This window comes from Thomasclavelia spiroformis DSM 1552, assembly GCF_025149465.1.
In the GTDB taxonomy this organism is placed as follows: domain Bacteria; phylum Bacillota_I; class Bacilli_A; order Erysipelotrichales; family Coprobacillaceae; genus Thomasclavelia; species Thomasclavelia spiroformis.
In genome coordinates, this window is sequence record NZ_CP102275.1 from 2,448,411 (window position 1) to 2,462,676 (window position 14,266).

Consider the following 14,266-nt stretch of genomic DNA (forward strand, 5'->3'; position numbering starts at 1 on the left):
GCGCTACTGTTTTATTTATGCTAATTATTAATATTAAATTGACTGTTATACAACATATAATAATAACCTTTTTTAGCTAATAAATCTTGATGATTCCCTTGTTCTAAAATTTTCCCTTTATCCATTACTAAAATCGTATCTGCATTTTCAATAGTTGATAAACGATGAGCTACAATAAATGTTGTTCGTCCTTCCATCATGGCATCTAATGCTTTTTGTATCTGCAATTCAGTTCGCGTATCAATAAAACTTGTAGCTTCATCTAAAATCAACATCGGTGGTTTAGTCAATATGATTCTTGCAATACAAATTAATTGCTTTTGACCCTCAGATATATTTCCACCATTTTCTTCAACCATTGTATCATAACCATCAGGAAGATTTATAATAAATTTATGTGCTCTGGCTTTTTTAGCTGCTTCAATAACTTCATCATCAGTAGCATCACTTTTTCCATAAGCAATATTTTCTTTAATACTTCCTTTAAAAATCCATGTTTCTTGTAATACCATTCCATACATTTTTCTAAGTGAATTACGATCAATTGATAAAGTATTTATATCATCTATTTCAATACTTCCTTTATTTTGATCATAAAATCGCATTAATAAATTAATTAATGTCGTTTTTCCACAGCCTGTTTTTCCTACAATTGCAACTGTTTGACCAGGTTTAACCTTTAAATTAAAATCTTCAATTAATGGCTCATTTTTATCATAGCTAAAATATACATTATCTAAAACAACTTCTCCTAAAACATTATTAATTTCTATTGTTTCATTTTGAGAAGTTTCTTCTTTTTCATCTAAAAGATCAAAAACTCTTTGACTAGCTGCTAAAGCTGTTTGCATTTCTGACATTACCGAAGAAATTTCATTAAATGGTTTTGTATATTGATTTGCATATGTTAAAAAACTCGACAACATTCCTACTGAAAAATGTCCATTTATAACACTTATTGCGCCAAAAACTCCAACGGCTCCATAAACTAAATTGTTTACTACTCTTGTTGTCGGATTAATCAATGCTCCATAAAATTGTGATTTAACTCCACTAACATGCATTTTTTGATTTATTTTTAAAAAATTATCTTCATTAATATTTTCATAATTATAAGCTTTAATAAGCTTTTGATTACCAATCATCTCTTCGATATATGCATTCATTTCACTTCGAATATCTAATTGTTCCTTAAAATAAATATGTGTTCTTTTTACAATTATTGATGCTACTACTAATGATAGTGGTGTTAAAACAATTACTACTATGGCAATCGATAAATTAATCAAACACATAATTAAAATAGTCCCAATAATTGTTGCAATTCCTGTAAACAAACTCGTAAAACTTTGTAATAACCCTGTTCCAATTAAATCAATATCATTAATTGCTCGATTAATAATATCCCCACGGGGGTGTCCATCTAAATACTTCAATGGCAACAAATGAATTTTTTCAAAAACATTATTACGTAAAATATTAGTAATATTATATGTAATCTTATTAGTTAACTGACCTAAAAGCCATTGTACAAGTGCTGTTAAAACAATTACTATTGTAATAACAAATAATTTTATAAATAATGCATTCATATTTACTTTATTCATCCCAATTAATAAATCAATTGCCTGTCCAAATAAAACAGGTGTCAATAAAGTAAACAAAACACTAATTGTAGATAAAATAAATATAAACAATAATATATATCGATACGGTTTACAATATTTAATTAATCTTTTAATTACTTTACTGTTCACACTTATCACCTCCACGTTGAGAAGCATAGATTTCTTGATAAATTTTACAATTCTTCATCAATATTTCATGTCTATCAAATCCAACTAACTTACCATGATATAAAACTATAATCTTATCCATATTTTCAAGTGAGGCAATTCGCTGAGAAACTATGATTTTTGTCATATCCAATTTCTTTAATTCTTGACGTAATCTATAATCAGTAGCATAATCTAATGCACTTGAACTATCATCTAAAATTAATATTTTAGGTTGTTTAACTAAAGCTCGGGCAATCGTCAACCTTTGTCTCTGTCCCCCTGATAAATTCTTTCCACCTTGTTCAATGAAAGTATCTAGCCCCTTTTTACCTTCAATTAATTCTTCTGCCTGAGCCATCTTTAAAGCCTGAATTAAAAGATTATCATCAGCATCTTTATTTGAAAACTGTAAATTCTCGCGAATTGTTCCAGAAATTAAACTTATCGATTGTGGAACATATCCAACAAAACTTCTTAATGTATGCAAATCATAATCCTTAATTGATTTTCCATTTATTAAAATTTCTCCACTACTCACATCATAAAAACGCCCGATTAAATTTACCAAAGTACTTTTGCCAGCCCCAGTTCCCCCAATAACACCAATACTTTGCCCTTGTTCAATCGTAAAACTTATATCATCTAAAACGTTTCTTTTATCATATGCAAAACTTACATTTTTAAAACATATAATTTCTTTAGTATCTAACCATTTATCAAAAGTCGCTTCATTTTTAATCTCTGGCTGGGTTTCTAATACTTCAACAATTCTAGAATAGCTAGCTCCTGCTTTATTATAAATCGATATTACATTTGCAAAAACAATCAATGCTAGTAAAATTGAATTCATATAATTAACTAAAGCTATTATTTCTCCTTGAGATAAATCTCCAACATTTACTTTAATACCACCAAAATATATGATTAATACAATTGCTAAATTTACAATCAAATATGTAAACGGATTAAGTAGGGCTTGAATTTTACCAACTTTTATTTGAATTTCTTTTTGATTATCAGTTTCTCTAGTAAATTTACTTACTTCTTTTTTTTGTGAAGCAAATGCTCTAATAACTCTAATTCCGGTTAAATTTTCACGGACGATTAAACTAATTTGATCTAATTTATGTTGTATATTATTAAAATAAGGAATTGATGTTAAAGTAATTACAAACATTATTATTGCTAATATTATTGCTCCAATAATAAAAATTGAAGCTAATGAGCCACTAATAAAAAATGCCAATACCAATGAGCCTATCATGATAAAAGGAGCTCTAGATGTTAATCTAATCGTCATTGCAATTGCTAATTGAATCTGTACAACATCATTTATTAATCTAGTTACCAAAGTTGGTGTTCCTAATTTATCTAAATTATGATGATCATATTTATTTATCTGGTGATACATATCTTTTCTAAGTTCAGTTCCAACACTTTGCGAAGTTAATGAAGCATAATATTGACAAACCAAAGCAAATAAATATCCAATAATTGCTAAAGCAACTAATACTAAACCTTTTATTAAGATATAATTTTTATCATTATTTTTTATTCCTATATCAATTATATCTGCCATTACTAAGGGTACCATTAATTCTAAAAATGCTTCGGCAATTTTAAAAATAAAACCAACTGTTGCTGGTAACCAATATACTTTTAGATACTTACTTAATTTCATCTAATCCCCTCCATTTATAAACTCATTATACCCATTAAAAAATAAAAGCGTCAAAAATCACTTTCACTATAATATTTCTAAACACATACATAAATATAACGTCCGAACTTCACATACTCTGTTTTCTTTCTTAAACAACTGTCAATAATAGAAAAACCAGCTTGTCTAATTTCTTTTGTCATATCTTCAAAAGTTACTATTACCATTTTATCACATATCTTCCGAGCTGATGCTATTATTTTACATTGCTCATCGTATGTAATTGGTGTATACAAATTATAAGGAATGTCCAATATTGCAACATCATAATATTTATTTAAATCATGAATACTAGTTCGATTAATTAAGTATTCATCGTAACCAAAATATTTTAGATTTTTTCTAGCTGACCATGATATTTCTCGGGAAATATCATAGCCCTCAATATCCAATCCTAGTGCCAACCCTTCAAGAACTACTGTTGCCATTCCACAACAAGGATCAACAAGTTTTACCTTTTTATCATCACTTGCAGCTATATTTACTAATGTTCTAGCCAAACGAATATCCAATGAATTAGAAAACGTGTGAGGTTTATTATCATGTTTTTTCCATGAAGGTATCCCATGATGATAATATCCACAAATCCAAATATTATCTAATTTAGTAATTGCAATTGTATGCATTGGTTTTGACATATTAACACTACCTTCAATTGCCCATGATATTTCTTTGCACTTTTGTAATGTTTCACCATATTCAACATGCGTAATTTCATTTTTTAAATAAATGACTTTAAAATCTTGATAACTTTTATTTAAACTAGCAACTTGTCTAATTAATTCACAAAAACTCTGATTCATTCCCCAAATATCAATTTTAGCCTTCATAAAAACACTCTTATTAACATCATAATCTTTATTGCTTAAATAATATTTACTAGTATACTCCTGTTTAAACATTGCCCTAAATTCTAAAGCGCATAAATCTTTATCTTCAGGAGGGTAATTAAAAACATATAAAAACTTTTCCATCAATTTCTCCTTATTTGTATCTAATTTATAATTATGTTATAGTATCATTACTTGGAGGTACAATATGCAATATCTAAAAGAAAAATTTTCTAAAGAACAATTATTTATCATTGCAACAGTTCTTTGTCTATCAACTCCATTTTATATTTGTGTACCAATTTTATTAGTAGAAACTATATACCTATTCTACACTAAAAAAATCACAAATGCTTTTAAAAATACTCCTAAATCCAAATACTTGATAATTTTCGTACTGATTAGTTTAATTATTTCCCTAATCTATCAAAATTGGATTGGTGTAGGTTGTGTTGCTTTGATATTTATGTTTATATCATTAATGCTGTATTATCGGCAATATATTAATCAAGATATTTTTGAATTTATTGTTGATTTATTAATTGCGTTATCTGTTTTATGGGCAATTTATGGATTATACGAACAAACTCAAATTTTAGAACGTTTAGGTTATGATCATTTTACTTTAAAAGTATTTAGTCGTCGCGAAAATCGATTGAATTCTGTGTTTTTTAATGCTAACTACTATGCCATGATGATTGAATTTATCATCATGATGATCGGTTATAAAATATTTGGAACTAAAAACATTAAAAAACAAATTTATTATTTTGTTGTTGCTGGCATTAACTTCTTTTTATTGTATATGACAGGCTGTCGAACTGCACTCATTGCTACAGCCTTTGCAATGATAGTATTTTTAATAATTAACCGTAATTATCGAATATGTGCTTTAATTGCTTTAGGATGCGTAATATTAGGGATTTATTTTATAATTAATCCTGAACAATTTCCTCGTATTGAAAAACTTGTAGATAACTTTTCAGTAAGAACAAAAATATGGCAAGCAGCCATAAAAGGAATCCAAGCTCATCCATTATTTGGTCAAGGACCAATGACTTATATGATAATTTTTAAACAATATGCCGGTCACAATACACAACATGCTCATAGTGTCTATCTTGATCCAATTCTTTCTTTTGGTATAGTAGGTATTTCTGTTTTAATACCATATATTGTTGATAATTGTAAAAGACTATATTTTATATATAAAAGAAAAATAAATTATCGTTACGTTGCTTTAGTTATTTCATGTATAGCTGTTATCTTAGTTCATGGTATATTAGATTATACAATTTTTTGGGTTCATACTGGTTTGTTATTTCTATTCATTGCTGCTTCTTTTGAAATGTATAATTATGATAATAAAAAATAGGGTGTACTTCATTACCCTATTTTTTACTATTAATACGAATCTTTAATTTCAACTTTATCTTTTACACAAATAATTCCCATCCAAACAAAACTAAACGCAATTAATCCAACGATCCATAAAGGTATTCCACATATTATAATTTCACCAATCATAAGTTCAATTAATGTAAATACTATGACTGCAATTAAACCAAATCTATTCATAAAAACCGCCTCCTATAACAATGTATCTAATTATCCTAATAATATTACATCACATAATTTCCGGTTTTCTTTGTTAAAGTTATATTAAATTATAAAAAGGCAAACTGCCTTTTTATAATCAATATACAATTGGTACAAGATTAGTTAATATAGTGTGCATAAAGGTTATAATTTTTTTAACTACTTATACCTTATAACTATTATCACACAATAATCCTTTAACTTATATCTTCATTTAGTTAAAATAATGTAAATAATTCATTAGTTAGTCTCATCTTTATTTGCAAGATACACAATTCCTAACATCAAAGGCACAAAAAACAATAACATACCTCCCGATAAATTAGTATTTTTAGCTCCACCATAAGCAAAAATACTAGATATATTACTTCCTATTACCATCAATACTATTAATGCTATCAGTTTACCTTTCACTATCATCACTCCTTGATTATATTTTACTAAATCTATAAAACATAACCACTATAAACAATTAAAGATTAAGTTAAGATTTTGTTACTACCCCATTGCTACATCAAGGATCATCATTATTACAAAACCAATTGCAAAGCCGATTGTTGCAATATTACTATGATCTCCTTGACTTGCCTCAGGAATTAATTCCTCAACTACTACATATAACATTGCTCCAGCTGCAAAAGATAAAAAATATGGTAAAAATGGTGTTACATATGATGCCAATAAAATAGTAATAAAAGCAGCTATGGGTTCTACAATTCCTGAAGCAACCCCATATAAAAAAGCTTTATGTTTTTTCATTCCATTACTTTTTAATGGCATAGAAATAATCGCACCCTCTGGAAAATTTTGAATTGCAATTCCAAGCGATAAAGCAATTGCACCAGCAAAAGTTAATTTTGCACTGCCACTTAACATTCCTGCAAAAACTGTTCCTACTGCCATTCCTTCAGGAATATTATGCAACGTTACCGCTAATACTAGCATTGTTGAATTTTTTAAATTACTTTTCAATCCTTCTTTTTTATTATCTAAATGCATATGTGGGATAGTATGGTCTAAAACTAATAAAAATAAAATTCCTAGCATCAATCCCACTGCTGCAGGAACGAAAGATAACCTTCCAAGGTTTTCAGACATATCCATCGCTGGTATTAAAAGTGACCAAACCGATGCTGCCACCATCACCCCTGAAGCAAATCCTAATAATATTTTTTGAACTAAAGAGTTCATCTTATTTTTCATAAAGAAAACACAGCCAGCTCCCAATACTGTTCCTATAAAAGGAAGCATCAAACCTATAAATATCTCCATATTATCACTCTCTCTAATTTTTTATTATTGTATTATAAAAAATTATTCTTTACAAACAAAACGATTTTTATTTTTTAAACTCTAAAATCATATCATACCAAACTACTCCACCATGCTTAGAATCAGAAATCCCTAAATTAACATAACCAAACTTTTCATAAAAACCAATTAATTTTTCTTTACAAGTAAGAATACATCCTTTGCATCCCTTTTCAAAAGTTTCTTTAATTACTGCATCCATTAGTATACTTGCATAACCTTTCCCTTGATATTCAGGTAATGTATCAACACCAAAAATAGCTTGCCAATCTCCATTAGGATTATGAAGAGTTACATTTTCAAACATTTCATCATTGATTGTTTTTTCATTAGTAATCATTCCATTAATAAAAGAAACTATTTGATTATCTACTTCTAAAACCCAAAAACTGTTTGAAAACGTCATGATTCTAGCCTCTAAATTTTCCTTAGAAGCTGCTTCACTTTCAGGAAAACATTTTAGTTCAAGTTTTGTAATTTGATCAAGATCTTGAATTGTTGCTTTACGTATCATTATAATTTCCTCCAAATAAAATTTTTTTTAGTATATCATAAAATAATATTTATAAATAGTTACTAGACAAATTTAGCTAGACATCAATAAGAAAAAATGACATAATACATTAGATTAAAAGGAGGATAAAATGTCTAAGAAAAAAATTATTCAAGTAGAAGAAAAAGTTCCAAAAAAACTACTTTTACCTTTATCATTGCAACATATGTTTGCAATGTTTGGAGCTAGTGTGTTAGTTCCATTTTTGTTTGGAATTAATCCTGCAATTGTTCTTTTCATGAATGGAATTGGAACATTATTATTTATACTAATTACAAAAGGAAAATCTCCTGCTTATTTAGGCTCAAGTTTTGCATTTATTGCACCTGCAAATATTGTAATTTCTAAATATGGATATCCTTATGCTTTAGGGGGCTTCGTTGCCGTTGGATTTTGTGGCTGTTTGCTTGCTTTTATAATCAAAAAATGTGGTACTAAATGGATTGATATTGTTTTACCACCTGCTGCCATGGGACCAGTTGTAGCTTTAATTGGTTTAGAATTAAGTGCTACTGCTGCTAATAATGCTGGATTATTAGGAAATAATATTGAAGCTGCTAATGTTTGGGTATTTTTAATTACTTTAGGTGTAGCAATTGTAGGAAATATTTGTTTTAAAAGATTTTTAAGTGTTATCCCTATCTTAATTGCTATTATATGTGGTTACATTGGGGCAATCTGTTTTGGTTTAGTTGATTTTTCAACAGTTATTAATGCATCATTATTTGCATTACCTAATTTTACTGCTCCAAAATTTGATATCAATGCTATTTTAATGATCTTGCCTGTTCTTTTAGTTATTACTTCAGAACACATTGGTCACCAAGTAGTAACTGGTAAAATCATTGGACGTGATTTAATCAAAGATCCTGGATTACATCGTTCTTTATTAGGAGATAATTTCTCTACGATGATTTCTGGTTTGATTGGATCAGTACCGACTACAACATATGGTGAAAACATTGGTGTAATGGCTATCACTGGAGTTTATAGTGTACAAGTTATTGCAGGAGCTGCAGTTTTATCAATTATTTGTTCTTTTGTTGGACCACTATCTGCATTAATCCAAACAATTCCTGGTTCAGTTATTGGTGGGATAAGCTTTTTACTATATGGTATGATTGGAACTAGTGGATTAAGAATATTAGTTGATCAACATGTTGATTATTCAATTAATAAAAATTTAATTTTAACATCTGTTGTTTTTGTAACAGGTTTAAGTAGTATTACTTTAAACTTTGGCGGAATTCAATTAACAGGAATGGTATTAGCTTGTATTGTAGCCATGATTTTATCATTAATTTTTTATGTGATGGAAAAATTGAATTTGACTAATACGTAAATTTTATTTTTTTAATATATTATTAATCGGCATTTTAATACATATAAAGCTATTGGATATAATAATATTCGATAGCTTTTTTGTTTACATAATCAAAAAGGTAAAACCACTTTTTTATTAAAGTGATTTTACCTATATTTATAATAGATTTAAAAATCAAATAATTTTATTTATTACTTTTTTTCTTTCTAGAAACAAATAGATATGTAAGAACACTTAATGAAGCTCCTAAACCTGTTATACTTATAAAACTAGTTGCATCTCCTGTTTTTACACTTGTAGTATCACCATTATTTACTACATTACTATCATTATTTGATAGAGATGGATTTTTTACTAATTCTGTTAATGCAGTTTCAATTGCTTTTTCAGCTGCAGTTACATCTTCTATTGTTGCATCAACATTTGCAAATACGTTTTTAGCATTTACAAGTGCTGTATTTAATTTAGCATAAGATGCTACTGTATAATCATTAGCATTTAAGCTTTCTGCTTGATTAATTAAATCAGCTAATAAATCTTTATTTGGAATTAATCTTAATTCCAAGAATGCTTTAACTAATTTAGTATATGTTTCATCTACTTCTTCTTGCATTGCATTTTCATTAGCTAATACAACATTAGCATTATTTAATGCTTCTTCAAATACAAGCCAAGTTTTTTCACTATAGTCATCTTCATTTAAACCAGTTAACTGTTCAACAAATGCTTGTAATTGTACCTTGTTACCTTTGTAGAATTCTAATTTCCACATTGCATTTGCAAGACGATTAAAGGCTGTATCAACTTCTTCTTGTATTGCATCTGGGTTAGCTAAAACTATTTGAGCTTGAGCAAGTGCATCTTTAAATTCAGTTACTACTACTGGTATAACATTTTTTAAATCTTCATCAGTTATTGTTTTAGCTAAATCTATTGCAATTGATAACTCAAATTTATTTGCATCTCCTTCAATTACTCTTTCTTCTAAGTTTTCGTATGCTATTTTTAATGATTGATAAGCTTGATTTACTTCTTCTTGTGTTGCATCAGCATTTACCAATACTTCATTTGCTTTATCATATGCTTCTTTAAATACTTGATATGACTCAACAGTATATTTATCAATTGAATTAATAGCACTAGTAATTTCTTGACTATCTACATATTCTTGAAGTTTAGTTTTATCTACTTCTGTTGTTTCTTTATTATACTTAATTGTATAAGTTACAACAGATTTACCATCTTCTGATTTTACAATGATTTTAACTTCATCGTTATATACTGGTAAAACTGTGATTGATTCATTGTTTTTAGCACTAGCTTCAACAGTCGGATAATCAATTGTTTTTAAGTTTACAGTATATGTTTTAGTTTCTTCATTATAACCATCAAAACCTTCAAAGTCTTCAATGTTAGTACCATTTAATTTTAATTCATCAAGATTAGTAGTTGTATTAGCTTCTGTTTGTTTAACATAATTATATACTTCAACTTCTGTTAAACCGATACATTTACCAGCTTGTGGTGCTTTTAACCAAATTCTTAATTTACTTGTAGTAATTGGTGTTATAAATCCATATGGTGTATCACCAGAAGTATATGGTACTTGTGTTATATGTGAAGATTCTATTTCTTTCCATTCATTAGTTTCACCATCAAAGTATTCAAAACGAACATTATCATCACCTGGTAAAACACTATATGCATTATCTGTAAAATGCCAAAGTTTTACATTTTGCATTGTATATTCATTTTGCCATTCTAATTGTACATAAGTATCTACTGGCGGATTTTCATTTCTTAAAGCCCAGTTTGTCCATCTAGCACTAGTATCTACACTATCATTACTAATTCCATCATTTAATTTTAATAGTGAGTCACTGATTGCAACACTTGATGGATCACTAGCCATACCATTTTGCATTCTACCGTTTGTAAAGACAGGCGCATCATGATAATTTTTAGAAGCTATATTAGTAGATTCTTCTAATTTAGGTGCTACCCTTATTATTGCTGTAACATTTTTAGTTCCATCTAATACACTTGCAATTCCGTTAATAGTTACAATACCTTCATTTGCAAAAGCATTTTCAGAAATATCCCAAGTTACTGGGAAAGCTTCACTATATTTTCCATCTTCATAGAAACCGCGCAATGTTTGTGGTAATTCTGGTACAACCCCAACATTAGTCACTGTTGAATAATTTTCCATTGCAACTACATTACCAATTACATGAATTGTAATTGATACAATCGCATCACTATCTTGTAATTTTCCAGTTACTGTAAATTCTCCAACAGTATTTAATTTTGATTTATCATAGCTATCCCATTCTACATTTAATTCTTTTACTTCTCCATTGTTATAAGTTCCTACAACTGTTTGTGGTAATTCTGGTTCTTGTCCAAGTCCAACATACATATTTTTAGAAATCTTATAACTTTGTAAATAGGTATCTCCTTCAACTTCAGGTCGTTTTGTATTTACAGTTATACTTGATGATTGTAGACCATCTGAACTTGCAGTTACTGTAAATGATCCTTCATTTTTTGTAGATTGAACAATTACTAAAGCTTTTCCACTAAAAGCTTTTCTTGAATTTCCTTTATAACTATCTGTGTCACTAGGATTTCCATTATCAACCCCAACAATTTTTCCTTCTCCTTCAATTGAAAAATTTATTTTGTTATTAGCTCCAGCAACTATATTATTATTAACATCTTTAACATCAACAGTAATATAAGACAAGCTATTTCCATCTGCCATTATTTCTGTTTTATCAGCGTATGCATCTAATTGTGTTGCATCACTATTTGTTGATACACTATCTCTTCCTTCAGTATCACTAATTAAATTTCCAGCTTCATCATATGCTTTAGCGCTTAATTTTCCTGCTGCCCAATCAACTTTAAAGCTCGGATAAAATTCTCCATTAGAGAATGTTTGATAAGTATAGCCTAAAGGTGTTGTATGTTTAGTAGCACTATCTTCACCAATTTTTTTACCATTTAAATACAATTCAACCTTAGCAGCATTAGTAAATACATCTACTTTGATTTTTCCATTTGCATCTTTAACAATTTCATTATTATTCCATGTAGACATCAAATGTAAAGTTGTACTATCTTCATCCCAAAGACTTTTGTATAAATAATATGTATCTTTAGGGAAACCTGCTGTATCTACAATTCCAAAGAATGAAGATTTAGGTTTTGCTCCTTGACCACTTACTGATCCAGCACCAGTTCCATTCCAAGGCGTAGGTTCTCCAAGATAGTCAAATCCTGTCCAAACAAATTCACCAGCATTAAAATCATTTTTAATGACAAAACTCCATGCATCGCTAGCTGAATGTCCCCATCCTACTTTGGCCTCATCATTATCATATTCAGACATTTGTAAATTTGCATTATCTCTACCAGTTACATTATAAATTCCTCGACTATGAACAGCACTTGCAGTTTCAGAACCATATATTGGCCAATTAGAATAAGTATTATGCATTGCAACAGTTTGATCGTTACTAGCATAATTCAATCCTACAACACCACCAGATTCATAAATTTTCTGATCTATTTTACTAATCATCGCATTAGGATTGGTATTTTTTTGATTATCTCCAATAGTTAAAGGTCTAGTAGTATCAATTTCTTGAATCCAATCAATAATATTACTTGCTACATCAATATAATGAGATGTATCCGTATATACTCCTTCTGTTATTTCATTACCAACAGACCACATAATTACACTAGGATCATTTTTAGCTCCATCAACCATTGCTTTAGTATCAAATTCTCCCCACTGCATTCCTGGTTCACCATTAATAATTTGATTATCCGCAGTAATAGTTTCTTCAAAATGTGACGTATAATCATTTACATTTCCATTTTTATACTCTGTCCATCCATCAAATGCTTCATTAATTACAAGCATACCATATTCATTACAAATATCTAGTAAAGCTGAAGCTGCTGGATTATGAGTAACACGAATAGCATTACATCCCATTTCTTTTAATATTTTAACTTGTCGTTCAATTGCGTCACGATTTGCAACCGCTCCAAGTGATCCTTGGTCATGGTGCATACTTACACCTTTTAATTTCATTTTTTCGCCATTCAATGAAAAACCAGTATCTTTATCAAAGTTATAATAACGGAATCCATAATCAGTTTCATATGTATCTAAAACTTCATTATTTTCTAAAATTTCCGTTTTCATTTTGTACATATTAGCGTCATCTACTGACCATAATTCTGGTTTTTCAACATTCACACTTTGTTCAATATCTTGAGTGCTATCAGCAGCCATTTCTATTTGGCTAGTTGTTGTATTACTTGCAACTTCACCATTTTCATCAAGCAAAGTATTTTTTACTGTTACTGTCTTAGTTGTATCACTATCATTTTCTACAGTTGTTGTAATATCAACTTCTACTGTTCCATTTTTATTAGCTTCTAAATCTTGAACAATAATTTGAGTTCCATTATAACCTACATGAACATCATCAGTTACAGTTAAAGTTACATCACGATAAATCCCGCTACCAGAATACCATCTACTACTTGGAATCTGATTATTAGTTTTTACAACTAAAACATTTTCTGTTTTACCATCACAAATTAATCCATCAGTAAGATCAAATGCAAATGCAGTATAACCATATGGATGGTCTCCTAATTTTTTACCATTTAAATATACCTCAGCATTCATATAAGCACCGTCAAATTCAACCATAAGTTGCTTATCTTGATACTTTTCTGGTACAACAAATGATTTTCGATACCATCCTACACCTCCAGGTAAAAAGCCACTTTCAGCTTCTCCACTAGTTGTAAATTCTTGATCGATACTATAATCATGTGGCAAATTAATATTTTCCCACGTTGTATCATTGTAATTTACATCTTGCGCGTTTTCTACATCTCCTCGATGAAATTTCCAATTTTCATTGAATAAGGTAGAACGCTGTCCTTCTCCAATAATGTCAACATAAACCTCTTCAGGTTCAGATTGAACAATTTTAGCATCTGGTTTTGCTAAAACATTTACTGGAGCAACTGATAACATCATTGTAGCAGTTAATACTACTGACATTTTTTTGTCCCATTTTGTTTTCATTGTTCTATTCTCCTTTTCTTTCCCAT

10 protein-coding genes are annotated in these 14,266 nt (G+C 28.9%); 2 read left to right on the top strand and 8 right to left on the bottom strand.

What is annotated here, in order from left to right; all coding sequences use genetic code 11:
• Positions 1-20 precede the first annotated feature (20 nt).
• The 3 genes from NQ543_RS11710 to NQ543_RS11720 all read right to left on the bottom strand — a co-directional run bounded on the left by NQ543_RS11710 (position 21) and on the right by NQ543_RS11720 (position 4,472).
• Positions 21-1,757: an ABC transporter ATP-binding protein gene (locus tag NQ543_RS11710; protein ID WP_004610940.1), complete on the bottom strand. Its 1,737-nt coding sequence runs from the start codon at positions 1,755-1,757 to the stop codon at positions 21-23.
• On the bottom strand, positions 1,747-3,459 hold the full coding sequence (locus NQ543_RS11715; RefSeq protein WP_004610939.1) for an ABC transporter ATP-binding protein: 1,713 nt from the start codon (positions 3,457-3,459) through the stop codon (positions 1,747-1,749). The genes NQ543_RS11710 and NQ543_RS11715 overlap by 11 nt, the downstream gene beginning before the upstream one ends.
• A gap of 77 nt (positions 3,460-3,536) precedes the next feature.
• Entirely contained in the window at positions 3,537-4,472 is a 936-nt protein-coding gene (locus tag NQ543_RS11720) for a TRM11 family SAM-dependent methyltransferase (RefSeq protein WP_004610938.1), read from the bottom strand.
• A 64-nt stretch (positions 4,473-4,536) separates the two neighbouring features.
• Here NQ543_RS11720 and NQ543_RS11725 point away from each other — a divergent pair, with 64 nt between their 5' ends.
• Positions 4,537-5,703, top strand: coding sequence for an O-antigen ligase family protein (locus NQ543_RS11725; protein WP_004610937.1), 1,167 nt, complete (start codon positions 4,537-4,539; stop codon positions 5,701-5,703).
• A 29-nt stretch (positions 5,704-5,732) separates the two neighbouring features.
• On the opposite strand, the gene NQ543_RS11730 is transcribed toward NQ543_RS11725, so the two are convergent.
• From NQ543_RS11730 to NQ543_RS11745, 4 genes are all read right to left on the bottom strand, one after another.
• Positions 5,733-5,906, bottom strand: a complete 174-nt coding sequence (locus NQ543_RS11730) for a hypothetical protein (RefSeq protein WP_004610936.1) — start codon at positions 5,904-5,906, stop codon at positions 5,733-5,735.
• Between the two features lie 261 nt (positions 5,907-6,167).
• Positions 6,168-6,341 carry a hypothetical protein gene (locus NQ543_RS11735; protein WP_181972576.1) on the bottom strand — a complete coding sequence of 58 codons (174 nt, stop codon included), beginning with the start codon at positions 6,339-6,341 and terminating at the stop codon, positions 6,168-6,170.
• An 84-nt stretch (positions 6,342-6,425) separates the two neighbouring features.
• The gene (locus NQ543_RS11740; protein WP_004610934.1) at positions 6,426-7,199 is read right to left on the bottom strand and encodes a ZIP family metal transporter; all 774 of its coding nucleotides are present in this window, start codon (positions 7,197-7,199) and stop codon (positions 6,426-6,428) included.
• A gap of 67 nt (positions 7,200-7,266) precedes the next feature.
• Entirely contained in the window at positions 7,267-7,752 is a 486-nt protein-coding gene (locus NQ543_RS11745) for a GNAT family N-acetyltransferase (protein ID WP_004610933.1), read from the bottom strand.
• A 130-nt stretch (positions 7,753-7,882) separates the two neighbouring features.
• Between NQ543_RS11745 and uraA the strand changes: the two genes are divergently transcribed.
• Complete coding sequence (uraA, locus tag NQ543_RS11750) at positions 7,883-9,133, top strand: uracil permease (protein WP_004610932.1); 1,251 nt, start codon at positions 7,883-7,885, stop codon at positions 9,131-9,133.
• 166 nt (positions 9,134-9,299) lie between these two features.
• Here uraA and NQ543_RS11755 read toward each other — a convergent pair whose 3' ends face one another.
• Entirely contained in the window at positions 9,300-14,240 is a 4,941-nt protein-coding gene (locus NQ543_RS11755; protein WP_004610931.1) for a glycoside hydrolase family 2 TIM barrel-domain containing protein, read from the bottom strand.
• Between the last annotated feature and the right edge of the window lie 26 nt (positions 14,241-14,266).

What these genes read in the sequence shown, in the direction of transcription:
- NQ543_RS11745 (WP_004610933.1), bottom strand. Translation starts at nt 7,752, where the DNA reads ATGATACGTAAAGCAACAATTCAAGATCTTGATCAAATTACAAAACTT.
- NQ543_RS11715 (WP_004610939.1), bottom strand. Translation starts at nt 3,459, where the DNA reads ATGAAATTAAGTAAGTATCTAAAAGTATATTGGTTACCAGCAACAGTT.
- NQ543_RS11730 (WP_004610936.1), bottom strand. Translation starts at nt 5,906, where the DNA reads ATGAATAGATTTGGTTTAATTGCAGTCATAGTATTTACATTAATTGAA.
- uraA (WP_004610932.1), top strand. Translation starts at nt 7,883, where the DNA reads ATGTCTAAGAAAAAAATTATTCAAGTAGAAGAAAAAGTTCCAAAAAAA.
- NQ543_RS11725 (WP_004610937.1), top strand. Translation starts at nt 4,537, where the DNA reads ATGCAATATCTAAAAGAAAAATTTTCTAAAGAACAATTATTTATCATT.
- NQ543_RS11755 (WP_004610931.1), bottom strand. Translation starts at nt 14,240, where the DNA reads ATGAAAACAAAATGGGACAAAAAAATGTCAGTAGTATTAACTGCTACA.
- NQ543_RS11740 (WP_004610934.1), bottom strand. Translation starts at nt 7,199, where the DNA reads ATGGAGATATTTATAGGTTTGATGCTTCCTTTTATAGGAACAGTATTG.
- NQ543_RS11720 (WP_004610938.1), bottom strand. Translation starts at nt 4,472, where the DNA reads ATGGAAAAGTTTTTATATGTTTTTAATTACCCTCCTGAAGATAAAGAT.